This is a genomic window from Lentzea sp. (assembly GCF_035525475.1).
GTDB lineage: Bacteria > Actinomycetota > Actinomycetes > Mycobacteriales > Pseudonocardiaceae > Lentzea.
In genome coordinates this window covers 22485-47533 of record NZ_DATLEC010000043.1, presented here as the reverse complement: position 1 = coordinate 47533, position 25049 = coordinate 22485, and the positions used below count along the sequence as shown (strand labels likewise).

Genomic DNA, 25049 nt, shown 5'->3' with positions numbered 1-25049 from the left:
AGCATCGGATTCGGGGGGCCCACCCTCCGGCCCCACAGGGCCCGGGAACCCCCGAATTCGAGCGTACTCAGCGGGTCCGACAGTTTTCAGGGCCGCCGGTACTGCGCAGGCGAGCCCGCCGTCGCCGGGTCCTCGTAGCTCCCGGCCTTCCCGCGGTCGACGTGGAACGTCGTCAGCGTCGACACCGGCGAGGCCGGGTCGCGGCGGTCCCCGATCACCCGCATGTGCGTGGTGAACCGTTGCGGCGTCACCTCGTACACGTCGTAGCCGTACCTGTTGCCCTCGAAGTACTTCAGGTGCGGGTTCGCCGCTCCCATCACCGGGCCGTTCGCCGCGTTCCACTCCGGCGAGTACGCGCCCGAGGTGACCGAGTGCGCGGTGAACTCCGTGCCGATCACCGGCGAGGTGAGGTCGTCGAAGTCCGGGCGGATGTCGTCCACGAACGCCGAGTGCCAGTCGCCGGTGAGCACGACCAGGTCCTCCATCCCGGTGGACGCCACGTGGCCCAGCACCTCGCGGCGTTCTGCCAGGAAGCCGTCCCACTGGTCGGTGAAGTAGTAGCCGCCGCCCTGGCGTGCGAGCTGCGAGAGCATGATCGAGTTGATCCACACCTGCCACGCCTCGCGCGACGAGGAGATGCCGTCCAGCAGCCACTGCTTCTGCGAGGCGCCCAGGATCGTGCCCGTGGCGAGGTTCTGGGCCGAGCGGTACTGGCGCAGGTCCAGGACGGTCAGGTCCAGCAGCGAACCCCACTGGCGGCGGCGGTGGATCTGCGGTTCGAGAGCGCTCCCAGAGCGGATCGGCAGGTGCTCGTACCAAGCCTGGTAGGCGGCGGCACGGCGCTTCACGAACGGTGCGGCGCCCTCGGAGCCGCTGTAGTCGTTCACTACCTCGTGGTCGTCCCACGTCAGGTAGAACGGGTGCGCGGCGTGGGCGTCGCGCAACGACGGATCGCCCTTGTACAAGGCGTGTCGGCGTCGGTAGTCCGCAAGGGACAGCACGGCGGCGCCCTCGTGATCACGCACGGGCGTGCCGCCGACTTGGCCGTGTTCGTAGATGTAGTCGCCGAGGTGCACGACGAAATCGAGGTTCTCGGAAGCGATTCCGCGGTGTGCCGCGTAGAAGCCGTCGTGGAACGCCTGGCAGTTGGCCGTGGCGAACCGTACGCGCGAGACGGGGCCGACGGGTGCGGTGCGCGTGCGGCCCACACGGCTGCGCTTGCCCAGAGCCGAGAACTGGTAGTAGTAGGTGCGGCCGGGTGCGAGGCCGTGCACGGGCACGTGCACGCTGTGCCCCAACAGGTTCGACGCGGCCACGCTGCCGGACGCCACGCGCCGGCGCATGCCCGGGTCGGCGGCCACCACCCACCCGACCTCGACGATCTCGGGCAGCGGCTGCTCGAACGCGAGCGGTTCAGGGGCGAGCCTCGTCCACAGGATCACGCTGTCGGGCAACGGGTCCCCGGAGCCGACCCCCAGGGTGAACGGCGCGGCGTCCCACGACGCACCGAGGTCGAGAGCGGCCGCGTGGGCCTCCACGGGCGACAAACCCGCGGACAACGGCCACACGGTGCCGAGAGCGCCGGCGGCGGCCGCGGCGCGCAGGAGATCACGTCGGTTCAGCATCAGCGGCTCCTGACCGTGAAGGAGATGTTGTCCGCGTAGCCGTCGTTCGACGTGCCGCCACCGGATCGGGTCATCTGCAGGGTCACCACGGCGGTGCGGCTGCCGGGTGGCACCGTGCCGCGCGCGGTGCGTTCGACGAGCCCCGTGCGGCCGGCGCGCTCCTCCGCGGTCACCGGGCCGAGCACGACCAGGCCGCGCGGTGTGCCGCCGGAGTCCAGGAACTCGACGGACAGGCGGGCGCCGTCCTGTTGCGCGGCGTAGCCGCCGAGCCAGGCGGAGACCTCGAACCGAGACGCCCGGCGCGGCAGCGTCACGGTCTGCCGCAGGGTGCTCAGGGGTGTGTCGCCGCCGCCGAAGAACGCGGCGCCGCGCTGAGCGGGACCCGGATCGGCGGGCCCCGGATACCCCTGGCCCGTGTCGTACCGGAGCACGACGGGGGCGCCCGCGACCGTGAGCCAGCCGGTCAGGCCCTGCTCGGCGTCGCCGTTGGCGATGAGTTCGGTCATGGGTCTGATCCGACCAAGCGGGGCTTGCGCGGGCCGGTCACGCGGCCGAACGCGGTGTGAACGGAAGGCCACAAGGGCCGGTTGGGGGCCTCACGGCGCCCTCACCGCTGCCCCAGGAGGATGATGGTGACAGAACCGACCGCATGAGAATGCCCACTGGGTAGTCGCCGGGCCGCGCGACTCGTATCCTGGAGTGTGACGTCCCCAGGGCGGGTCGTCCGCCGGGTTCGGCGGAAACCGAGAACACCCGGCGCCCGCGACCGCTGTGCCGGAGGAGGAACGATGCCACTCTCCGAGCACGAGCAGCGACTGCTCGACCAGATCGAGCGCGCGCTCTACGCCGAAGACCCGAAGTTCGCATCCACCGTACGAGGCGCCAAGCTGCGGCGGCCGTCCAAGCGGCGCCGTGTGCAGGGCATCGTGTTGTTCGTGGTCGGTGTGGCCGCGCTCATCACCGGCGTGATGCTGCCGCAGCTCGCGATCGCCAGCATCCCCGTGGTGAGCGTCTTCGGTTTCCTGCTCATGTTCTTCGGTGTGCTCATCACCCTGACGACGTTGCGTCGCGGTGACCAGGTCGCCGAGGGCGTGCAGGAGGACGGCAAGCCAGTGCGCAGCCGCAGCTCGTTCTCCGAACGGATGGAAGAGCGCTTCCGTCGTCGCTTCGACGAGGAGCAGTAACCCCTTCCGGACCTACGACAAGACGTACGACAACGGGCCCGCCCCCGCCAGGGGAGCGGGCCCGTCGCTCGTCCGCGGGGCCTACACCGGAACGGGATCGCGCTCCTGCGTCTCGGCCACCGGCGCGGGCGCCGGCTTCAGCACCGACTTCGGGAACAGCCGCGCTCGCAACGACAGCGGGGCGTTCTGCCGCAACGACTGCCGCACCGCCGCCAGCGCTCCGGGCAACGCCGGGTCGGCCGTCGGGTTCGCGCTGTACCAGGACCGCTCGATCACGCCGATGACCGTGCGCAGACCGGCCTTGCCCGCCTCGTCCAGGTTGTGCTCGCGCGCCAGCCTGCGGGCGGCGGACCTGATCGTCTCGGCCGCGGGCACGGGCGCGCCCCGGTCGACCGACTCCGCCATCAGCTCGCTCCACGCCGCCGTCGACGCCTCCGGGCCGAGTGCCGCGACCGCGTGCAGGCGGTTGTGCCGGCGCACCCCGCGCACGAGCAGCGGGGTGAGGACGAGCCCGAGCACCACCAGCGGCACCGCGAGCCACCACGACAGCAACGCGGCCGCGAGACCGACGCCGATGAGCCACAGCCCGGCCGCCGCCGGTATCAGCAGCTTGCGCGCCCACCCAACGCCCACCAGGCCCGCACCGATCACGCCGAGCAGCGCGAGCACCAGGAACAGGGTCAGCACGACGGCCAGGGTGAGCACGATCCACATCGCCCACAGGTGCCACGGCGCGGGCCCCCCGGTGCCCACCTGCGCCACGGCCTGGTCGCCCCCGTCGTCCTCGGCGGACGCCGACGGCTGAGCGGACCCGGTCGCGGACGGCGCCGTCGACTCGGTCTTCGTCTCCGCCGTCGGCTGGTCCTCCGCACCCGGCGCGGTCTCGCGCAGGTACGGCGGCACGACGCCGCGGCCGTCGGAGATCGGGGTCGGGTCGAAGGTCATCCAGCCGTGGTTCGGGAAGAAGATCTCGACCCACGCGTGCGCGTCGTCGGTGCTGATCACGCGGTAGGCGTTGTCCGCGGCCGCGACACCGGCGGTGAAGCCGATCGCCACGCGCGAGGGCAGGCCGACCACGCGGGCCATCACGGCCATCGCGGACGCGTACTGCTCGCAGTAGCCGACCTTCGTCTTCGTCACGAACTCCGTCAGCGCGTCCTTGTCGACGTCGCCCTGGGTCTTGAGGTCGTACTTGAAGTCGCTCGTCGGGCTGTTGAAGAACGCCGTGAGCGCGGCGGCCTTGTCGAAGTCGTTGGTGGCGTCCTTCACGATGCTGTTCGCGAGGTCGACCACCGGCTGCTCGACACCCTCGAACTTGTAGTACTCGCCGTCCACCAGGTTCTTCGGGCCGGACGCGAGGCGCAGCGACTGCTTGGTCGGCGTCGACAGCACCGCGTCGATCTCGTACGGCTCCGGCTCCCGCTCCCGCTGCGAGAAGATGACGCCCTTCTTGGCGTCGAAGCGGTAGTCGTCCTCGGGGGTGTCGATGCGGCGGACCGAGCCGTAGGTCGGCAGCCAGAAGCTCTTCCAGTCGCGCGGCTCGATGTTGATCCGCGTCGTCTTGCCCTCACCGCGGTCGCCCGGCTGCAGCGGCAGCTCGCCGCGCGCGGGCTGGCCACCGGGGTCGGTGCCGCGTTCCCAGCCCTTGTTCGGCACGTACCTGGCGAGCGTGGTCGCCCGCATGTACGTCTGCTCCGGCAGGCCCTTCACGAAGAACACCTCGGCGGTCCTGCCGCGGTTGAGCATGCCGCGCAACGACGTCATCTCGCTCAGCCCGATGCCGCCCTTGCCGCCACCGCCGGAGCCGCCGCCCGGCAGCCTGCCGACCGTGCCGACGAGCGTGAAGCCGGCGCCGACGATCAGCGCGATCACCATCGCGATGGCCGCCACCGAGGTCGCGGACCCGCCGGACCCGCTCGCCGACCCGGAACCTAGCCTGCCGCGCCAGGCCTCGTGCCGGTGCTGGCCGTCGACCGCGAGCAGCATCGCGAACGCCGCCGCGCCCAGGATGAACGTCCAGAACGGCAGCATCTCGTCGGCCAGCGACGCGGGCACCGCGAACACGCACAGCAGCACCAGCCCGGACGCCGCGGGAGCCCCCGCGGCCACGGCCAGCGTGTCCACCAGCACCGCGACCAGGCCGATCGCGAGCACCACGAGCGCCTGGATCGCCGGCGTCGCGTGCACCGGCGGCACCCCGGTCTGCACCTGCGACACCGACTCCGCGAGCACGTCGCCGAGCTCGCCCAGCGCCTCGGGGCCGGGGATGAACAGGAAGATGCCCGACCGCGTGTGTAACGCCGTGAGCAGGCAGAACAGCACCACGACCTGGGCGATCGCCACCAGCGGCGGGGTCAGCCGGGTCGCGCGCAGGAACGCGCCGGTCACGGTGATCGCGACGATCACCACGCCGATGCGCACCAGCCACAGGTCGCCCTCGATCACGCCCGAGAGAGCGGTCGACGCGCACAGCACCGCCAGCGCCGCGATCCACGGCGTCGCGGACGTGAACCACTCGGGCTCAGCGCCCTTCGAGGGAGCGGAACGGGTGCCCACGTCAGACCACCTCCGAACGAACCGACGGTCCCCGGTTGCCCGCCGAGGCGCACAACTCCTGCCACACCTGCTGCATCGACGCCGACGGCTTCGCGATCGCCACGCCCCAGCCCGCGCCGGTCAGCAGCCGCCGCGCGTCCTGGGGGTCGGGCGCCGCGGAGTCCGTGCCCCCCGCCCAGGCGTTCACGTCCAGCAGCACGGCCAGGCTGCGCGTGCCACGGGGCCGGTACCGGATCAGCTCCTCCACCGACGCCGGCGACACACCGCCGAGCACCGCGATGACCTCCTGGCCGGCGCCGGGGTCGATCCCGCCGCTCAGCTCACGCCGGTGCGACGACTGCAGCGCCGCGAGCGAGTCCAGCACCACGTGGTCGCTGTGCCCGCCCTCGGACGACCCGCCCGCGAGCACCCGCCCGTCCTCGGAGACCAGGCGCACCTGGTGGCCGAAGTGGTGCAGGTGCAGGCAGATCGACGCCACGAACGAGATCGCCCACTCGAGCGACGCCGTCGGTCCGCTGCCACGGTGCGCGTGCACGCGGTGGTCGAGCAGCACCGTCGTGCCGCCGCGCCACGGGCGTTCCTCGACGCGCACCATCAGCTCGTCGCGCCGGGCCGTGGACCTCCAGTGGACCTTCCGCAGGTCGTCGCCCTGGCGGTACTGCCGCACCACAGCGTCGTCCTCGCCCTGGCCCGCCCGCAGCCGCACAGAGCCGTCGTCGCCCGCGCCCATGCCGGAACCGCCGGGCAGACCCGCGAGCCGGACCACGCGCGGCACGACGACCAGGCGCGACCGGCCGGCGAGCTCGCGGTCGAACTCCGCCAGCCCGAACGGGTCGGTGATCCGCGCCATCAGCGGCCCGACCTGCTGGACGCCGCGCATCACCGGCTTGAGCGGGTAGCGCAGCGTCGTGGGCGTGTTGCGGGGCAGCCGCTCCACCAGGAACCGCGGCCGCGCGCCCAGCGCGTACGGCACGGTGTCCTCCAGCATCAGCCCGCCGGTGGGCAGGCGGCCGGTGCTGCGCAGGTCGAGCTTCACCTCGGACGCGGCCCCGACCGGCACCCGGCTCGGCGCGAGGTAGCGGGCGGCGCGCAGTCCCACCCTGGCCCTCGTCGCGAGCCACGCGGCCAGCAGCGGCAGCGCGATCACGAACGCGGCGACCCTGAGCAGGTCGCGTTCGTTCAGCACCGCGGCGCACACTCCAGCGGCGAACCCCGCGGCCAGCAAGCATCGTCCGCGCGTGGTCAGACCGGAGAGTGCGGTGCGCATCGTCAGCGAGGAGTCCCTGCGTTGTTGTTGTTGTTGTTCATGCTCCGGACGAACGCCGCGCTCGGGTCCAATGCCGCCGTCGGCACCGGCACGCGTTGCAGCAACGCCCTGATCAGCTCCGCGGGAGACCGGCGGGCGGCCTGCGCCTCCGCGGTCATCACGAGCCGGTGGGCGAGCACCGGGATCGCGATCGAGTGGATGTCGTCCGGCACCACGAAGTCACGGCCGGCCAGCGCCGCCTGCGCGCGGGCGGCGCGCACGAGGTGCAGCGTGGACCGGGGGGACGCGCCCAGCCGCAGTTCCGGCAGGCGGCGCGTGGCCCCGACCAGTTCGACGGCGTAGCGGCGGACCTCGGGGGAGAGGTGCACCCGGCGCACGGCCTCGATCAGCCGCAGGATCTGCGCCGCGTCCGAGACGGGCCGCAGGTCCTCGATCGGGTTGTGGCCCGCGTGCTCGTCGACCATCGCGAGCTCGGCCGCCGGGTCCGGGTAGCCGATCGAGACGCGCGCGGTGAACCGGTCGCGCTGCGCCTCGGGAAGGGCGTAGGTGCCCTCCATCTCGATCGGGTTCTGGGTGGCGATCACCATGAACGGCGACCCCAGCGGGTAGGTGTGCGCGTCGACCGTGACCTGGTGCTCCTCCATGCACTCCAGCAGCGCGGACTGCGTCTTGGGGGAGGCGCGGTTGATCTCGTCGCCGACGACGATGTTCGCGAAGATCGGTCCGGGCCGGAACTCGAAGTCGTTCTCCTGCCGGTTGTAGATCGACGAGCCGGTGATGTCGCTCGGCAGCAGGTCGGGGGTGAACTGCACGCGGCTCACCGTGCAGTCGATCGAGCGGGCAAGCGCTTTCGCGAGCGAGGTCTTGCCGACACCCGGCACGTCCTCGACCAGAAGATGCCCCTCGGCGAGCAGTGTCACAAGAGCGAGGCGGACCACCTCGGGCTTGCCGACGAGCACCCGTTCGACGTTGGCGGCGATCCGCTGGACGGCGCCGTGCAACTCTCCCAGGATCTGATCGACCGGCGCGTGTGAGTTCGCGCTAGGGCTTCCCGGTGTCACTAAACCTCCAGCAGCCGTGTCCGGAACACGGACGTGTGAGCGTTTCACGCAGTGTGTCAAACCACGGCTAAGTGCCCTACACCTGCGGGCTACATCGGGTTCGCTCCACCAGTTTCCACCTTCCCCCACCACAGCGCCCCAACCCCGGGTTTTGGCCGAATTTTCTAGGCCGTTCGAGTGGTAAATCCCCGGTGGAGCCTCACCCGCGAAGGTGGAGCCTGACGAGCTCCCCCACCATCCCCCCACCCCGCTCCGAAGCTCCGACCTGCGGAAACAGGTTGCGACACGGTGCGCGGACACCTGTTTCAGCGTTGACTGTGGTGAAAAGTGGGGTACTGTGGCGGCCGGTGGGGCAGACGGGGGCTCCACTGCCGGACTGTCGCCCGGCGAGGGAGGTGGTTGCCGATGTTCCTCGGCACTCACTACCCGCGCTTGGACGACAAGGGCCGGCTGACACTGCCTGCGAAGTTCCGGGACGAACTGGCGGGAGGTCTCATGGTCACCAAGGGCCAGGACCACTGCCTGTACGTGTTCCCCCGGGCTGAGTTCGAGCAGATGGCGAGGAAGGTCGCCGAGGCGCCGTTCACCAACGACGCCGTACGCGCCTACCAGAGGTATCTGTTCGCTGGTACGGACGAGCAGCGTCCGGACGGTCAGGGCCGAGTCCTGATCGCACCGGAACTGCGGCGGTATGCCGGGCTGACCAAGGAGTGCGTGGTCGTCGGCGCGTTCACCAGGTTGGAGATCTGGGACGCGGCGGCCTGGCAGACCTATCTCGACGAGCACGAGGACGGCTACGCCACGGCTCGCGAGGAGGTCATACCGGGCGTCTTCTGATGGCGGTCAGCCGAGCAACAGGCCGGATGTTCCACACGCGATTCGGGTGCCGTGAGGCCTCGGTCCGCTCGACTATCGGCCCTGGCGCACCTTCCCCGGCGCCAGGTTCGACGGGCGGGCGGGGACCTGACGTCACCCGAACGCGCATTCAGGGGAGTAGAGGGACGATGGATCAGCCGCGGCACGTTCCGGTGCTGCTGGACCGCGTCCTGCAACTCCTCGCTCCGGCGCTCGAGGGCAGGCCCGCCGTCGTCGTCGACACGACGCTCGGCATGGGCGGCCACTCCGACGCGCTGTTGAGCGCCCACCCCGAGCTGACGCTCATCGGTCTCGACCGCGATCCGCAGGCCATCGAGATGGCGGGCAGGCGGCTCGCGCGCCACGGCGACCGGGTGAAGCTCGTCAACGTCACCTACGACCACATCGACGAAGCCGTGGAGGACCTCGGCTTCTCCCACGTGGACGGCGTGCTGATGGACCTCGGCGTGTCCTCGTTGCAGCTCGACGAGGAGGAACGCGGGTTCGCGTACTCGAAGGACGCCCCGCTCGACATGCGGATGTCCAAGGGCACCGGCACGACGGCGGCGGACGTGCTCAACACGTACTCGCACGGCGACCTCGCGCAGATCCTCTCCACCTACGGCGAGGAGCGGTTCGCGGGCAAGATCGCGTCCGCGGTGCTCAAGGAGCGCGAGAAGGAGCCGTTCACCAACTCCGGCCGGCTCGTCGAGCTGCTCTACGCCGTGGTGCCCGCGGCCTCGCGGCGCACGGGCGGGCATCCGGCCAAGCGCACGTTCCAGGCGTTGCGGATCGAGGTCAACGGCGAGCTGGAGTCGTTGCGGCTGGCACTCCCGGCGGCGCTGGGCGTGCTGGGCGTGGGCGGGCGCATCGTCGTCGAGTCGTACCAGTCCCTTGAGGACCGCATGGTGAAACACGCGTTCGCGGAGCTGGCGAAGTCGAAGACGCCGCCGGGTCTGCCCGTCGAGCTGCCGGGTCACGGACCGGAGCTCAGGTTGCTCACGAAGGGCGCGGAGCTCGCGTCCGAGCAGGAGATCGAGGACAACCCGCGCGCGGCGCCGGTGCGGCTGCGGGCGGCGGAGCGGATCGAGGTCCCGAGATGACGGCACCCGCACGGGTCGGTGGGTCGTCGCCCCGAGACCCCTCCAGGAACAAGGGGGAAGACGGCGACAGGGCGCGGCGCCGGACCGCGGGCGCCGAGCGCGCCTACGCGCGGCGGGCCCAGCGCGCCCAGAACCTGCGAGGTGGTGGCGCGGCCGCGCAGCCCCGGCAGGTGTCGAAGGCTCCGTTCGTCGTGCTGGTGATGCTCGTGCTCGGCGCGGGCATTGCCGGGATCATGTACTTCTCGACCCAGGCCGCCGCCGACACCTACCGCCTGCAGGAGGCGCGGTCGGAGGCGGAGAAGCTGACGTTGCAGATGGAGCAGCTGCGCCGGGAGGTGGCACTGCTCGAGTCGCCGACGGACCTCGCCCGCCGGGCCACCGAGATGGGCCTGGTCGAACCGTCGAACCCGGCTCGCCTGCGGCAGAACCCCGACGGGACCGTCGAGGAGTTCGGCAAGCCGAGCGCGCCGACCAAGTCGACGCCTCCGCCCCCGCCGTCCTCCGAGACGCCCGCGCCACCGCCGGCCGGTCAGACCCCGCCCACCGGTCAGACGCCTCCGGCCGGTGATCAGCAGCAGGGCCAGACCCCTCCGGCGGGTGGCTGATGCCGGGTCCGCAGCAGAGGGGGCAGCGCCGCCCGTTGTCGGTGCGCGGCTCCCGTCCGGCCGCGCGCACGGGGGGCAACAGCAAGGTGCGCCTGGCCGTGGGCCGCGTCCTGCTGATCGGCGCGCTGCTGGTCGCGGGCGTGAAGCTCGTGCAGGTGCAGGGCATCCAGGCGGGTGAGCTCGCCGAGCAGGCCGAGAAGCAGCGGATCACCAACCAGAACATCCCGGCCGAGCGCGGGTCCATCCTCGACCGCAACGGCAACCAGCTCGCGTTCTCGATCGAGGTGCGCGCGCTCTACATCCTCCCGCAGCGCGCCAGGAAGGCCTGGGACGACGCCCGCGCGAAGGACCCCGAGCAGTACCCGCTCTCCTACGACGACCACTCGCGCGAGGTCGCCAAGTTCATCTCGTCGACGCTCGGCCCCGAGGTCAACGGCGAGAAGACCGACGAGGAGTCGGTCTACCGCCAGCTCGTGAAGGACATCAGCTACGAGGTCCTGGTGAGCGAGGCGGAGCCGCCCAAGGCCGCGAAGATCGTCGACAAGTACCCGGCGGAGATCGGCTCGGAGTACCGCTCGAAGCGGATCTACCCGAACGGCGAGCTGGCGTCGAACATCATCGGCGCCGCGAACTGGCGCCAGGACGAGAAGCCGCCGACGACCCAGGGCATCCTCGGGCTGGAGAGCGCGCAGGACAACCTGCTGGCCGGTCGCATGGGCCGCCGCGTGGTCGACACGATGTCCGGCGACGACTCCGTCGTCATCCCGAACACCGAGCGCGAGCTCGTGAAGCCGCAGCCGGGCAAGAGCCTCGAGCTGACGATCGACATCGACACGCAGTACGCCGTCCAGAGGATGGTCAGCGACTACGTGAAGAAGGCGGGCGCCAAGAACGGGTCCGCGGTCGTGCTGGACAGCCGCACCGGCGAGATCGTCGCGATGGCCAACGACAAGACCTACGACCCGACCGAGTTCGGCAAGGCGTCGGAGGACCAGCTCCGCAACGGCGCCGTCTCGTCGAGCTTCGAGCCGGGCTCGGTGAACAAGATCGTCACCGCCGCCGCGGCCGTCGAGTACGGGCTGTTCAAGCCGGACGACGTCCTGCAGGTGCCGGGTTCGCTGAAGGTCGCCGACCGGGTCATCAGGGACGCGTGGACGCACGGCACCGTGCCCATGTCGTTCACCGGCGTCTTCGCCAAGTCGTCCAACGTCGGCACGCTGATGGCGGCGCAGGAGGTCGGCCAGGAGCGCTACGCCGAGATGCTCCAGAAGTTCGGTCTCGGCAAGCGCACCCAGTCCGGTGTGCCCGCGGAGGAGGCCGGCGTCGTCCCGCCGCTCAACCAGTGGTCCGGCTCGACGTTCGGCAACCTGCCGATCGGCCAGGGCCTCTCGATGACCCTGCTGCAGATGACCGGCATGTACCAGGCCATCGCCAACGACGGCGTGCGCGTCCCGCCGCGTCTCATCCGCGCCGAGATCGGCGAGGAGGGCGCGCGGCAGGAGAAGCAGCGTCCCGAGGGCGTGCGCGTGGTGTCGCCGGAGACCGCGAAGACCGTCCGCGACATGTTCCGCTCGGTCACGCAGTCCGACCCGCGTGACCCGAACCAGAACGGCACGGGCAAGTCGGCGGCACTGCCCGGCTACCAGATCGCGGGCAAGACCGGCACGGCGCAGCAGATCGACCCGACCTGCAAGTGCTACTCGCAGTCGCAGTACTGGATCACGTTCGCCGGCATCCTGCCCGCCGACAACCCGCGTTACGTCGTCGGCATCATGCTCGACGCGCCGAACGGCACCCCGTTCAGCTCATCGGCCGCGCCGTTGTTCCACGACATCGCCGCCTACCTGACGCAGCGGTTCCAGGTGCCGATGTCGGCGCAGCAGACGCCGTTCGTGCAGCTGCAGATGTGAGTGACATGAGCCACGCTCACGCATGACAACAGGACACTCTCTGTTTACTGTCAACAAGCATTCGTAACCCGTCACGTTCAATGCCCCGAAATCGGAGTGTTGAACGAGATGGGGTTCCGCGTGCTTTCGATCGGACGTGCCGTGATGGCGGGACTGCTGGCGGTGACCTCTGTTCCCGCTGCTCAGATCCAGGAAGAAGTGTCGATCACGAAGTCGTACTGGCTGCACATGAACAGCTCGCCCGTTTCCGGTGAAATGATCGAAGTCGAGGCGCAAAGGCGTTCGTACGTCGTTTTGAACGCATGGGAGTCCGATCTCGCCGCCAAGCTGAAGGCGGCGAATCCGAAGATCCAGACCTTCGTCTACAAAGATCTTTCCTCGACGCGCAGCTATGCCTGTTCGGACGGCGCCGACGATTCCGACCTCCCGACCGGAGTCGGTTACTGCGCGGCCGATCCCTCGTGGTTCCTCACCGACCCGAACGGCCGGCGCCTCGAGTACGACGGCTACGCGGGCCACTGGCAGATGGACGTCGGCAACCCCGCCTACCAGAACGCGTGGGCCGACAACGTGATCGCGTCGAGCAAGGCCTTCGACGGCGTGTTCATGGACAACGCGCTCTTCGCCTGCGACACCTACCACGACGGCGTCTGCCCGGCCGCGTACCGGACCGACTCCGCGATGCGCGAGGCCTACCGCTCGATGCTCGCCGGCACGCGGCAGAAGTTCGTGGACGCGGGCCTCAAGACCGTCGCGAACATGTCCAACGCCCGCCTGCACGAGGGCGCCTGGGACAGCTACGCCGAGCACCTCGACGGCGGCTTCGACGAGTGGTGGCTGACCTTCGGCGACGGCGACCTCCTGTCCGAGTACCCGGAGGGCTGGAGCCGCCAGCTGGCCGAGATCACCGCGAACGAGGCCAAGGGCAAGATCACCTGGGTCCAGCCGCACCACAGCGGCGCCGAGCAGCCGTTCCGCTACGCCTTCGCGAGCTACCTGCTCGCCGCCGGCGGCAAGGCCGCGATCTCCGAGATCGAGGAGACCGACCGCTACGACAACGCCTCACCGTGGCGCGCCGAGTACGACTGGAAGCTCGGCGAACCCCTCGGCCCGTACAGCGCCGTGGCACCCAACGTGTTCCAGCGGTCCTTCCAGTGCGCCATCGTGATCGTCAACGCGAACAGGACCGGGAGCGCGCCGCAGACCGTGCGGCTTCCCGGCACGTACACGAACGAACGCGGCGCCGCGGTCAGCTTCGTGGCGCTGCCGGGCACGACCGGAAGCGTCTTGCGGAAGGCCTGCTAGGCCCAGCGGGGGTGCTGGCCGGTGATGCCCCAGATCAGCTGCTCGATCGGGTCCGGGTCGGCCGTCCGCATGTCGACGGTCGACCACACCCGCAGGAAACCGGGCAGGTCGGGATCCTCCTGGGTGCCCTCGAGGATCACCGGGATGACCCGGCGGCCCCGGTTGCGCGCGGACCAGTCGTTGATGAGCTCCATCTCGGCCTCGTGCCACGGGCCGGGTCCGGAGGGGCCGATGAGCACGGCCGCGGACCGGCTCATCTCGATGCCCCTCGCCATCTCCCGCTGCCACCGCGAGCCGGGCTGGATGTCGCGGATGTCGAGCCACGGCAGGATGCCGCGGGCCTCGAGCTCGGTGACGATCTCGAGCACCTGCGGCTTGTCCAGGACGTTGTGGCACAGGAAGACGTCGAAGTCGCCGGCTTCCCGTTTGCCCCGCAGGGTGGTCGCCGCGACGTCCTGGTCGCGCTGCGCGTTGGCGTTGGAGTTCATCTCCGCGACGACCGGCCGGACGTCGCCGACCACGTCCGGCCCGTCGGTGAGCGTGATGACGAAGTCGTCGCACTGCGGGCACGTCATCTTCGTCTTGCCGCGGCCGATCCTGCCCCGCACGAGGTCCTCGGGGATCGTGTAGCGGCAGAGCCCGCACCGGCGCACCCGGCGCGTCATCACGTCGCCGGCGCGCAGTTCCAGGTGCTCCACGGCGTAGGCCTCGAACTGCTTGCGCACCAGCGGTTCCACGTGCTCGTCGAAGAACAGCGCCAGCTCGCCCTTGCCCTCCTCCACCTCGCGGATCGCGATGCCGCACATCAGGCCCGCGTCCGCCTTGTACGTGGCGGAGTTGTGCCACATCTCGTGCTTCTCGAAGAACCGGGAGTGCGACAGCCGCACCGCGAGGGTGGAGTAGATCGAGTACAGGTGGCCGTCGAACGTGAACACCACGTCCTGGCCCGGCAGCCGCGGGGCGTCCGGGCGTTCCCTGGTGAACTGCGACGGGAAGATCAGGTCCACCTCGCGGTCGGTGACCTCCTTCAACGCGATCTCGCGGCGCAGCAGCTCCTGCACGACGGCGTTGAGCAGGATCCGCTCCTGCTGCGGGTCGGTCAGGCGTTCGTCCTGGGGGATCCGGAAGTTCCCCGCGAGCGCGTCGTCCTCCTTGACGAACCCCAGGCCGTCGGGCTCGTCCTTGGCCGCCTGCACCAACGACGAGGCGTAGGAGTCGAGCAGTTCCGGACGTAGCAGCACGTAGTCGCCGTACGACATGCGCCGCACCACGCCGACGCTCTCCAGCTGCCCGATGCACGCGCTGAACCTGTCCGCCAGCTCGTCGAGGGGCGGCGCCTCCCGCTGGGTGCGGCGGAAGCTGCGCATCAGGTCGTCGACCGTGGACAGGATGCGGCCCTGCTGCTTCTCCTCCACGACGAAGTCCTTGATCGCCTCGAACAGCTCGTTCGAGCTGACCACCGGCAGCGCGTCCCAGTCGATGCCGTCGCGGACGGCGCGGACGAGGTCGTCGACGCCCCACCCCTCCTTGGCGCTGGTCTCGACGTACCCCTCGAACCCGAACGCCTGCATCGTCTCCCGGATCCGGTCCTGGCTCACGGCCGCGGTGCCGCGGTCGGCCCTCGCGGCGACGAGCAGGACGCGCATCGGGAGGGCGGCCGACCCGTCGAGCCGTCGTGCCTGCGTCAGCGCCCGGCTCCAGTACTGCACGCCGGCGAACGGGTCGGTCTCGCTGCGCGCGTCGAAGACGACCAGGGCCACGGCCACCTCGTTGAGGTGCAGCTGGTGCACCATCCGGTAGCCCGGCTGGCCCGCGAGGTCCCAGAGCAACGTCTCGCGCGTCTGCACCTCACCGGAGGCCTGCGTGGCGTAGGACTTCTCGAAGGTCCACACGTTGCGGCCGTGCGTCGACTCGGTCGGAGCGAACGGCTGACCGCTCAGCACCAGGCCGAGGCCGGACTTGCCGACACCGGTGTCGCCGACGAGCACGACCTTCGCGTTGGCGTAGCGCCGCGCGGTGCCGGCGGGGCCGATGCCGTTCAGCACCCGGTGGTCGAGGCGGACGACGTCGACGCCGCCGCCGTCCTTGATCGCCAGCAGCGGCTCGGTCGGGTGGAAGGCGAGGCCGCCGCGCCGTTCGACGACCTCCCGCTCCAGGGTGGCGACGCACTGCCAGTCGCGGCACCGCCAGATCCGGACCGTGTTGTCCGTCGACATGGAGGCCAGGAACTCGCCCTCCGGCGAGAACCGGGCGCAGACGACCGGCGCCGTGTGCTCCTGCAGCAGCGCGATCGCCTTGCCGGAGGGGAGGTCGTGGATCCGGATGCCGGCGTCGCCGGGGAACGAGACGACCGCGATCGCGCACGTCCTGTCGACGAACGTCTCCACCGTGTCCCCGGCCAGGTACGCGGCCCAGGCGGTGGTCAGGTCGGCCGCGCCGACCATGCGCACCTCGCGCCGGTGCACGGCCAGGACGTGGCGCCCGTCGCGCGTCCACCGGGGCTTGGGGACGTAGAGGTTCGGCTGCTGGGGGAACTCGCGCAGCCGGGACACCTCCCGCGTCCGGCCGGAGGCGGCGTCGACGATCCTCAGCTCGACCGGGTCGATGAGCGCCAGCGCGCTCCCGTCCGGCGACCAGCTGATCCGGCTGCCGCGCCGCGCCGGGAGCAGGTGGCGTTCCTCCTGCCCGTCGAACCCGATGAGCACGACGTCGTGGGTGTCGGTCTCGCCCGACCCGTCCTTCCTGCGCACGATCGCGGCCAGCGGTCGCGCCGGGTGCCAGGCGACGTCCGAGACGCGCGGGTGGGACGCGACGGCCCGGCCGTTCCCGGCGATGTCCCAGAACGACATCCGGCCGCCGGAGACGGTGGTCAGCAGCCGCCCGTCGGAGGACCAGGTGACCTGCCCGATCGGCTTGTCGCCGAGGGCCAGCGACCGGTGGACGAACTCGACACCGGTGGCCGGCGGATCGTCGCCGGGCCCGGCGCCGCCGGGGCTGACGCTCTCCTTCAGCAGGGTCAGGTTGGTGGTGTAGAAGACCACGGCGTCCTGGTCCGGCGTGACGGGCAGGTACGCCACGTACCGGCCGGCGCCGCGCAGCCGGCCGAGGCCGTGGATCATCCTGTCCACGGTGTGCGCCAGCCCCCGCCGCCGCGCCGGCGTCATGTCACCGGCCAGCCTCGTCAGCATCGCCTGGACCGGCGGGCGTCCCCAGAGCGGCCGGTGCGACAGGAGCGCGAACAGCAGCTCGTCCGCCGGTTCGGTCAGCACCTCGAGCAGGAACGACGCGATCTGGTAGTCCGTCAACGGCCCGGAGCGCAGCGGATGCCCCCACGCCTGCGGGATCCGGTGGTTGAGCGCGGTGAGGTCGGCGTGGAACTCGGCCTCGGAGAGCCATTCCCGGCCGCGGTTGAACATGCCCAGCGCCGCCACGGCGAGTGCCTGCGGCTCCATGCCCAGCCGCTGCGCGCGGAGGTCGTTCAACCGCTCCAGGAGCGCGCTCGTGGAGAGATCGGCGGGCGGCTCCGGGACGGACGGGTCGGTGAGGTACCTGGCCATGAGGAACAGCAGCAGCGGCTGGTGCGCCAGCGACTCGTGGGCGAGCACGGTCTCCAGCCGCAGCTCCCGGCGCGGGGTGTCGGCCGTGGCCTGGTTCCACTGACCGACCCAGGCGCGGGTCTGCGCCTCGTCGAACGGTTCCAGCCGCACCACCGGGACGCCGTCCGGGATGAGCACCTTGCCCACCGACGACGTCCGCGAGGTGACCACGACGGCCACCGGGCGGTCGCGCGCGGCCTCGGTCTGCTGGAACCGGACGACCTCGGACAGGTAGTGGATGTTGGGATCGGCGGCCAGCAGCTCGTCCAGGCCGTCGAGCAGGACGAGGGTCTCGTGGCCGGCGAGGTCGTCCCAGGTGACGCGGTCGCTCGTGAGGTAGCGCAGGGCTTGTTCGACCTGGTCGGCGACGGACAGGCGCGGGTCCGCCTGTCCCAGCGGCACGCGCACGACGGCGAGCTCGCCGGTGAGCGGCACGGCCGCCAGCATCCTGGTGGTGGCCGACTTGCCCGCGCCGGCGTCGCCGATCACCAGCATCGGCGCCCTGGCCGCCTGCGGGCTGCTGAGGTGACCGGCGAGCGTCAGGGTGAGGTCCCGCCGCACCGTCGTCTCCGCCGCCCACCAGTTGCCGTCGGTCAGCCGCGCCGACGGCCCGGCCTCGGCCGGCCGGAAGTCCGGGCTGACGTACAGCCGGTCGATGCCGGGAAGGTGGGGCTCACCGGCAAGGGGCTGGTGCAGCACCGCCAGGTTGGCGCTGGTCAACCGGTGCAGCGGGGTGTCGGCCGAGGTCCGGTTCCACGTCGACGACAACCATTCGCGCGCCCTGTCACCGTTGTCGGCGTCCACGGCGTTCGCCCAGACCGCGAGCTCCGGCACCTCTCTCGACAGGGCCGAGAACGCCGACGCGTACTCCAGCGTCGTCAGGTGGGCGAACTCGTGCTCCAGCAACGCCTCGGTGCCGCTGGAGGGGTTCGCCCGGTGCAGCGCCCGGTGGACGCGTTCCGCGCGGTCGGCCACCCACCTCGCGATTCCGGTGAGGTGCGCCTCGAAGGCCTGCGTGGCGGACGGCAGCGGCACGTCGTCCCCGTAGAGGTAGGAGACGAACGAGTGGTCTTCCTGGTGCCAGTCGCGCGCGGCGGGAGGGCGGAGCTCGGGTTCGCGGGTGAGGACGGCGTTGACGCGGTGGAAGAACGTCAGCGCGAGCGTCGCGGTGTGCACCGCGGAGACGAGCTCGATCCGGGTCCGGCCGCGGGGAGCCGCCGCCAGTTCGCCGACGGCGCGCCGCCGCATCAGCGCGACGTCTTCCGGCACGGAGCCCCCGGGGTCGAGCCAGCCGAAGACGCCGTGCATCGACCTGGACGGGTCGGTACCGGTCAGGACGTCGCCCAGCCGCCGGTCCACCCGCTCCAGCCGCTCGTCCTCGCCCTGGCCGAGGGTGAGCAGGGCCCCTCGGAGAGTCGTCGCGGCAGCGGCAGGCGGCATCAGCCCATGCTAGAGATCTCGTCCGCGTCCGAACGACCCTTTGCTACGGCGTCACCCGGTCGTCATGCATCGGCTCGGGCCTCGCGACGAGCACCGGGCAGGACGCGTGGTAGAGCGCCGCACGCGTGATCAACCCGACCCCGTCGTGCTGCCCGCCCCGCCCCACCACGACCACGTCGGAGTCCAGGGAGGCCAACGCCTCGTGCGGATGCCGCGACTCCACGACCGCCTCCGGCGTCAGCTCGGGAGCCGTCGTGCGCAGGAATCCGGCAGCCCGGCGGACCGCGGCCTCGTCGCGGGGCGCGGACGTGCCGTTCTGGGCCGGCGGGTGGACGTGCAGCAGGCGGAGGGACGCCCGGCGGGTGCGGCAGAGCTCGACCGCGCGTCGCAGCACGACCGGGTCCTCGCACCCGCCGACGGCCGCGGTGACCCAGCCGTACTCGCCGCGGATGGCCGGGGGCCGTCCGCGCACGACCACGACCCCGCACCGCGCGCGGCGCAACACCGGGAGGACGAGGGAGCCCAGCCCCAGGCCGGGGTGCTGTTCTCCTCTGCACCCCAGGACCAAGGTCGCGCTGGAGTCCGACGCCCTCACCAGTGCGGCCACCGGGTCGTCCCCGCTCTGGCGGAAGTGCGCCGTGAGCATCGGGAGCCGCTCCAGGACCCGCTGGACCGTGGTGTCGCCGGGGTCCGACAGGAACACCTGGAGGTCCGTCCTCAGCGACCACGCGTGGCGCGCCGCCCATTCGAACGCGTGGTACGCCGGTTCGGAGGTGTCCACTCCGACCGTCACGGAACGACTGAAATCGGGGGCCCAGAAGGAGAACCTCCTGGGTTCCACCGCCGTGGTTGTCCTCATTACCGCCTCCTGCCGCCCTCCACCTCACCGTGCGTGCTCCCGTGGTCACAGGGCCGGAAGTCACCAACCCGGCAGGAACTTGTGCGGCCGGACGGGCTCGCTGGGACGGACCAGCGGAAACGCCCACTCGAACGGCCCATCGCGGCTGATCATCACTCGAACGCCAACGCGCCGGTCGACCGCTGTCCGCACGCCGGTAGCCTCTTGCCCGTGCCTGCCAAGCTCGAGGGCAAGGTCGCGACCGCCCCGCCCCGCCCCAACACCATCCGCCCTGCCTCCGTGGCCGCTCTCGCCGCGGTCGCCGACGTGCACCTGACCAGGCCAGCACATGCCGACGTCCAGGTGACGGGGGTGACGCTGCGTGCACAGCACGTGGTCCCCGGCGATCTCTACGCCGCGCTGCCCGGCGCGCGTGCGCACGGTGCCGACTTCGCCGAGACGGCGTTGGCCAACGGTGCCGTCGCCGTGCTCACGGACGAGGCCGGCGCGGCACGGGAGGCGCTCAAGGACGTGCCCGTGCTGATCCACCCGCGTCCTCGCGAGGTCGTGGGACTGCTCGCCGCGCACGTCTACGGACAGCCGTCGGCCAAGGTCAGGCTGTGGGGTGTCACCGGCACGTCCGGCAAGACCACCACCACGTACATGATCGAGTCCGTCCTGCGCGCCGCCGGGAGGAACACCGGCCTGATCGGCACGGTCGGCACGCGCATCGGCGACGAGCAGCTCGACAGCTCGCACACCACGCCGGAGGCGCCCGACCTGCAGGCGCTGTTCGCGGTGATGGCCGAGCGCGGCGTCACCGACGTGGCGATGGAGGTGTCGAGCCACGCGCTGCACATGGGCCGCGTCGCCGCCACCGAGTTCGAGATCGGCGCGTTCACGAACCTCAGCCAGGACCACCTCGACTTCCACGCCGACATGGAGGAGTACTTCCAGGTCAAGGCGCAGCTGTTCGACGGCCGCGCGCGCAGGGAGGTCGTCTGCGTCGACGGCGAGTGGGGACCCAGGCTGGTCAAGGACACCACGACCACCGTCGCCACGACCAAGCCCGCCGACTGGACCGCCGGTGAGGTCGAGGTGAGCCCGACCGGGGAGCAGACGTTCACCGCGCACGGCCCCGACGGCGACATCGATATCCACCTGCCGCTCGCGGGCAGCTTCAACGTCGCCAACGCGTTGCTCGCCATCGCCTGCCTGCACGCAGAGGGAATCCCGGCGGCCGCCATCGCGGAGGGCCTGAGCACCGTCCAGGTGCCCGGCCGCATGCAGCGCGTCGACGAGGGCCAGGACTTCACCGCCGTCGTCGACTACTCGCACAAGCCCGCCGCCGTCGCGCTCGCGCTGGACGCCGTGCGCGCCAAGACCGACGGCCAGGTGATCGTCGTGCTGGGCTGCGGCGGCGACCGCGACCGCGCCAAGCGCCCGCTGATGGGCGAGGCCGCGGCGAGCCGGGCCGACGTGTTGATCATCACCGATGACAACCCGCGGAGCGAGGACGCGTCCTCCATTCGGGCCGCCATGCTCGAAGGGGCCCTCGCCGCCGAGAACCGGGGCGAGGTGCTCGAGATCGGCGACCGGAGGCTCGCGATCGACAAGGCCGTCGAGCTCGCACGTCCGGGCGATGTGGTCGTCGTGGCGGGCAAGGGACACGAGACGGGACAGGAGATCGCCGGCGTGGTCCAGCCGTTCTCGGACGTCGAGACGCTGACCGCCGCGATCAGGAGGGCTCACCGTTGATCGCACTCACGCTCGCCGAGATCGCGGAGATCGTCGGCGGACGGTTGCACGCAACCGATGGCTCCCCGGTGGTCACCGGCACCGTCGAGTTCGACACCCGCGAGGTCACCGCCGGCGGCCTCTTCCTGGCGCTGCCCGGTGAGCGCGTGGACGGCCACGACTTCGCCGCCCGGGCCATCGCGTCCGGCGCGGCCGGTGTGCTGGCGGGCCGCGAGGTCGACGCCCCGGCGGTGATCGCGCCGCCGGTGCCGGCCAGGCACGCGGGCGCCTACGTGCTCGCGGGCGACAGGAGCGGCGAGGGCGCCGCGGTGCTCGAGGCGCTGGCCAAGCTCGCCCGGCACGTCACCGACCGGCTCGCGGACCTCACCACCATCGGCATCACCGGCTCGGCGGGCAAGACGTCCACGAAGGACCTCATCGCCCAGGTGCTGCGGCCCGTCGGCGAGGTCGTCGCGCCGCCGGAGTCGTTCAACAACGAGCTGGGCCACCCGTGGACCGCGCTGCGGTCCACCGAGGACACCCGGTTCCTGGTGCTGGAGCTGTCCGCGCGCGGCATCGGCCACATCGCGCACCTCTGCGAGATCGCCCCGCCGAAGTTCGGCGCCGTGCTGAACGTCGGCACCGCCCACCTCGGTGAGTTCGGCTCCCGCGAGGGCATCGCGCAGGGCAAGGGCGAGCTGGTCGAGTCGCTGCCGGAGGACGGCGTCGCCATCCTCAACGCCGACGACCCGCTGGTCGCGGGCATGGCGAGCCGCACGAAGGCCAAGGTCGTGCTCGTCGGCGAGCACCCGGACGCCGACGTCCGCGCCACCGACATCGAGCTCGACGACCAGGCCCGCGCGAGCTTCACGCTGAAGACCGCGCGGGGCGACGCACGGGTCGAGCTCGCGCTGAACGGCTCGCACCACGTGAACAACGCGCTCGTCGCCGCCGCCATCGCACTCGAGCTGGGCGCCACGCCCGCCGAGGTCGCCGAGCGGCTCGGCAGCGCGCGGAGGGTGTCCGCGCACCGCATGGTCATCACCGACCGGGCGGACGGCGTGACGGTGATCGACGACGCCTACAACGCGAACCCCGACTCGGTGCGGGCGGCGCTGAAGGCGCTCGCGACGATCTCGCGCGCCACCACCCCTGCCCGCCGCAGCTGGGCCGTCCTCGGCCCGATGGCGGAGATGGGCGACGACGCGGTGCGCGAGCACGACGAGATCGGGCGCCTCGCGGTGCGCCTGGACATCAGCAAGCTGGTCGTCGTCGGTGACGCGGCCCGCGCGATGCACCAGGGTGCGCACCTGGAAGGATCTTGGGGAGACGAATCGGTCCTGGTGCCGGACGCGGACGCGGCGACATCGCTGCTGCTGGGGGAAGTCCGGCCCGGTGACGTAGTGCTGGTCAAGGCATCCAACGCCTACCGCCTGTGGCGCATCGCCGAGGCCCTGCTGGAGGCAGGAACCAAGTGAAGAGCATCCTGATCGCCGCAGCGATCGCACTGGCAGTGTCGATCCTGCTGACGCCCTACCTGATCAAGATCTTCTCCCGCCAGGGTTTCGGCCAGGAGATCCGCGAGGACGGTCCGCAGCACCACAAGACCAAGCGCGGCACGCCGACCATGGGTGGCCTCGCCATCCTGGTCGCCATGTGGGCCGGCTACCTCGGAACGCACCTCGTGAACTCGATGTCGGCCTCGGCGTCCGGGCAGACCCCGTCGGCGTCCGGCCTGCTCGTGCTCATGCTGACGACCTCGCTGGGGCTCGTCGGCTTCCTCGACGACTTCATCAAGATCCGCAAGGCCCGCAACCTGGGCCTGAACAAGACGGCGAAGCTGGTGGGCCAGTTCATCGCGACGATCACGTTCGCGATCCTGGTGCTGCAGTTCCCGAACAAGGACGGCCTGACGCCCGCGTCGGTCAACCTGTCGTTCGTCCGCGACATCAGCGTGGTCTCGTTCGGCGTCGTCGGGTTCATCGTCTTCTGCTACGGCATGGTCGCCGCATGGTCGAACGCCGTGAACCTGACCGACGGCCTCGACGGTCTCGCCGGCGGCTCGTCGGCGATGGTGTTCGGCACGTACGTGGTGATCTCGTTCTGGCAGTTCCGCTACAACTGCTCCAGCTTCGCGGTGGCGGGCTGCTACGACGTGCGCGACCCGCTGGACCTCGCGGTGATCGCCGCGGCCGCGATGGCGGGCTGCATCGGCTTCCTCTGGTGGAACGCGGCTCCCGCCAAGATCTTCATGGGTGACACCGGGTCCCTCGCGCTCGGCGGTCTCGTCGCCGGTCTCGCGATCGCGACCCGCACCGAGCTGCTGATGATCGTCATCGGCGGTCTGTTCGTGGTCGAGGCCCTGTCGGTGGCGCTGCAGGTCGCGGTCTTCCGCACCTCACGACGGCGCCTGTTCCGCATGGCGCCGTTCCACCACCACTTCGAGCTCGCGGGCTGGGCGGAAACCACGGTCATCATCCGGTTCTGGCTGATGGGCGGCATCTGCTGCATGTTCGGGCTCGGCGTCTTCTACAGCGAGTGGCTGACAGGCGGGTTCTAGGGTCATGACCAAGCTGGCTGGTTCGAAGGTCCTGGTCGCCGGTGCCGGTGTGACCGGCCGGTCCGCCGCGGAGGCGTTGCTCGCGGCGGGCGCCGAGGTCGTGGTGACGGACTCGTCGCCGGAACGGCTGGCGGCACTGGAGACGCTGCTCGAGGGCGTCGAACTGGTCCCGGGACTGACCGAGCCGCCCGCCGGCACGTCGCTGGTGGTCACGAGCCCCGGCTGGCAGCCGTCGAGTCCGCTGCTCGCGGCCGCGGCGTCGGCGGGCGTCGAGGTGATCGGCGAGGTCGAGCTGGCCTGGCGGATGGCGTCGGAGCTGGCCGACCCGCCGGTGTGGCTCGCGGTGACGGGTACGAACGGCAAGACCACGACGGTCGGCATGCTGGAGTCGATCCTGCACGCCGCCGGCGCGGACGCCGTGGCGTGCGGCAACGTCGGTCTGCCCGTCGTGGACGCGCTGCTGGCCGGCCGCCGGGTGCTCGCCGTGGAGCTGTCGAGCTTCCAGCTGCACTGGGCGCCGTCGGTGCGGCCGCAGGCGGGTGCGCTGCTCAACCTCGCCGAGGACCACCTCGACTGGCACGGCGGCATGGACGCCTACGCGAAGGCCAAGGCGCGGATCCTCACCGGCGAGGTGGCGATCGGCTGGCTCGACGACGACCTGGTCGCCGACCTGCTGGAGGCCTCGCCCGCCCGTGACCAGGTCGGGTTCACGCTGCAGGAGCCGCAGGACGGCCAGCTCGGTGTGCGCGACGGCTGGCTCGTCGACAGGGCGTTCGCCGACGACGAGCCGCTGGTCGAGGTCTCGAAGATCCGCCCGGCCGGTCCTCCCGGCATCGCGGACGCGTTGGCCGCCACGGCTTTGGCGCGCGCGTACGGCGTGCCGTCGGAAGCGGTGCGCGAAGGCCTGGAGGCGTTCGAACCGGCAGCACACCGCGCCGTGCTCGTCACGGTGGACGGCGACGGCATCCGGTACGTCAACGACTCGAAGGCGACGAACCCGCACGCCGCGGTGGCGTCGCTGCGCGCGTACGACAGCGTCGTCTGGATCGCGGGCGGATTGCTGAAGGGCGCGTCCGTCGAGGACATGGTGCGCACCGAGGCCCACCGGCTGCGCGGCGCCGTGCTGATCGGTGCCGACCGCGCCGTCATCGCCGAGGCCTTGGCGAAGCACGCGCCGGACGTCCCGGTGCGCGTCGTCGACGTGCCCGGCGACCAGGAGCCGATGCGGGCCGTGGTCCGTGCCGCGCGGGAGCTCGCACAGCCCGGCGACGCGGTGCTGCTCGCGCCCGCCGCCGCGTCGATGGACATGTTCACCGACTACGCCCACCGCGGGCGGGCGTTCGCGGACGCCGTCACGGAGATGACGGGTGATCGGTAGGGTTCGGGGCGCGACACGCCACAGGAATC

Annotated in this window: 17 protein-coding genes; 10 read left to right on the top strand and 7 right to left on the bottom strand. The window is 71.3% G+C overall.

All coding sequences use genetic code 11. The features are described 5' to 3' along the window. Positions 1-86 precede the first annotated feature (86 nt). Positions 87-1625 (bottom strand): alkaline phosphatase D family protein, encoded by a 1539-nt coding sequence (locus VM306_RS06900; RefSeq protein WP_325512099.1) that lies wholly within the window; start codon positions 1623-1625, stop codon positions 87-89. After that, a complete protein-coding gene (locus tag VM306_RS06895) occupies positions 1625-2131 on the bottom strand; it encodes a hypothetical protein (RefSeq protein WP_325512097.1) in 507 nt (168 codons plus the stop codon). The genes VM306_RS06900 and VM306_RS06895 overlap by 1 nt, the downstream gene beginning before the upstream one ends. A gap of 282 nt (positions 2132-2413) precedes the next feature. On the opposite strand from VM306_RS06895, the gene VM306_RS06890 reads away from it, so the two are divergent. Beyond that, complete coding sequence (locus VM306_RS06890; RefSeq protein WP_325512095.1) at positions 2414-2809, top strand: DUF3040 domain-containing protein; 396 nt, start codon at positions 2414-2416, stop codon at positions 2807-2809. An 81-nt stretch (positions 2810-2890) separates the two neighbouring features. Here the strand turns inward: VM306_RS06890 and VM306_RS06885 are convergent, their stop codons facing one another. Genes VM306_RS06885 through VM306_RS06875 form a run of 3 tightly spaced genes read right to left on the bottom strand, consistent with a single transcriptional unit; the run spans position 2891 to position 7693 of the window. Next, positions 2891-5365: a DUF3488 and transglutaminase-like domain-containing protein gene (locus VM306_RS06885; protein WP_325512093.1), complete on the bottom strand. Its 2475-nt coding sequence runs from the start codon at positions 5363-5365 to the stop codon at positions 2891-2893. A 1-nt stretch (position 5366) separates the two neighbouring features. Next, on the bottom strand, positions 5367-6632 hold the full coding sequence (locus VM306_RS06880) for a DUF58 domain-containing protein (protein WP_325512091.1): 1266 nt from the start codon (positions 6630-6632) through the stop codon (positions 5367-5369). Between the two features lie 2 nt (positions 6633-6634). Then, on the bottom strand, positions 6635-7693 hold the full coding sequence (locus VM306_RS06875; RefSeq protein WP_414672337.1) for an AAA family ATPase: 1059 nt from the start codon (positions 7691-7693) through the stop codon (positions 6635-6637). A 405-nt stretch (positions 7694-8098) separates the two neighbouring features. On the opposite strand from VM306_RS06875, the gene mraZ reads away from it, so the two are divergent. The 5 genes from mraZ (at position 8099) to VM306_RS06850 (ending at position 13471) form a co-directional block, all read left to right on the top strand. After that, positions 8099-8530, top strand: coding sequence for a division/cell wall cluster transcriptional repressor MraZ (gene mraZ, locus VM306_RS06870; protein WP_053733094.1), 432 nt, complete (start codon positions 8099-8101; stop codon positions 8528-8530). A gap of 167 nt (positions 8531-8697) precedes the next feature. Further along, on the top strand, positions 8698-9651 hold the full coding sequence (gene rsmH / locus VM306_RS06865) for a 16S rRNA (cytosine(1402)-N(4))-methyltransferase RsmH (protein WP_325512087.1): 954 nt from the start codon (positions 8698-8700) through the stop codon (positions 9649-9651). After that, a complete protein-coding gene (locus VM306_RS06860; RefSeq protein WP_325512085.1) occupies positions 9648-10256 on the top strand; it encodes a hypothetical protein in 609 nt (202 codons plus the stop codon). The genes rsmH and VM306_RS06860 overlap by 4 nt, the downstream gene beginning before the upstream one ends. After that, a complete protein-coding gene (locus tag VM306_RS06855; RefSeq protein ID WP_325512083.1) occupies positions 10256-12166 on the top strand; it encodes a penicillin-binding protein 2 in 1911 nt (636 codons plus the stop codon). Before VM306_RS06860 ends, VM306_RS06855 begins: the two co-directional genes overlap by 1 nt. Before the next feature lie 120 nt (positions 12167-12286). Further along, the gene (locus VM306_RS06850) at positions 12287-13471 is read left to right on the top strand and encodes a putative glycoside hydrolase (protein ID WP_325512081.1); all 1185 of its coding nucleotides are present in this window, start codon (positions 12287-12289) and stop codon (positions 13469-13471) included. Here VM306_RS06850 and VM306_RS06845 read toward each other — a convergent pair. Together VM306_RS06845 and VM306_RS06840 are read right to left on the bottom strand one after the other, a co-directional pair. After that, entirely contained in the window at positions 13468-18507 is a 5040-nt protein-coding gene (locus VM306_RS06845) for a TIR domain-containing protein (protein WP_325512079.1), read from the bottom strand. The genes VM306_RS06850 and VM306_RS06845 overlap by 4 nt on opposite strands. Before the next feature lie 43 nt (positions 18508-18550). After that, the gene (locus VM306_RS06840; RefSeq protein WP_325512077.1) at positions 18551-19300 is read right to left on the bottom strand and encodes a universal stress protein; all 750 of its coding nucleotides are present in this window, start codon (positions 19298-19300) and stop codon (positions 18551-18553) included. 276 nt (positions 19301-19576) lie between these two features. Here VM306_RS06840 and VM306_RS06835 point away from each other — a divergent pair, with 276 nt between their 5' ends. Genes VM306_RS06835 through murD form a run of 4 tightly spaced genes read left to right on the top strand, consistent with a single transcriptional unit; the run spans position 19577 to position 25020 of the window. Continuing rightward, positions 19577-21103 (top strand): UDP-N-acetylmuramoyl-L-alanyl-D-glutamate--2,6-diaminopimelate ligase, encoded by a 1527-nt coding sequence (locus VM306_RS06835; protein ID WP_325512075.1) that lies wholly within the window; start codon positions 19577-19579, stop codon positions 21101-21103. Beyond that, positions 21100-22560: a UDP-N-acetylmuramoyl-tripeptide--D-alanyl-D-alanine ligase gene (locus VM306_RS06830; protein WP_325512073.1), complete on the top strand. Its 1461-nt coding sequence runs from the start codon at positions 21100-21102 to the stop codon at positions 22558-22560. Before VM306_RS06835 ends, VM306_RS06830 begins: the two co-directional genes overlap by 4 nt. After that, positions 22557-23642: a phospho-N-acetylmuramoyl-pentapeptide-transferase gene (mraY, locus tag VM306_RS06825; RefSeq protein WP_325512071.1), complete on the top strand. Its 1086-nt coding sequence runs from the start codon at positions 22557-22559 to the stop codon at positions 23640-23642. Before VM306_RS06830 ends, mraY begins: the two co-directional genes overlap by 4 nt. A gap of 4 nt (positions 23643-23646) precedes the next feature. Continuing rightward, a complete protein-coding gene (murD, locus tag VM306_RS06820) occupies positions 23647-25020 on the top strand; it encodes a UDP-N-acetylmuramoyl-L-alanine--D-glutamate ligase (RefSeq protein ID WP_325512069.1) in 1374 nt (457 codons plus the stop codon). The last annotated feature ends 29 nt before the right edge of the window (positions 25021-25049 follow it).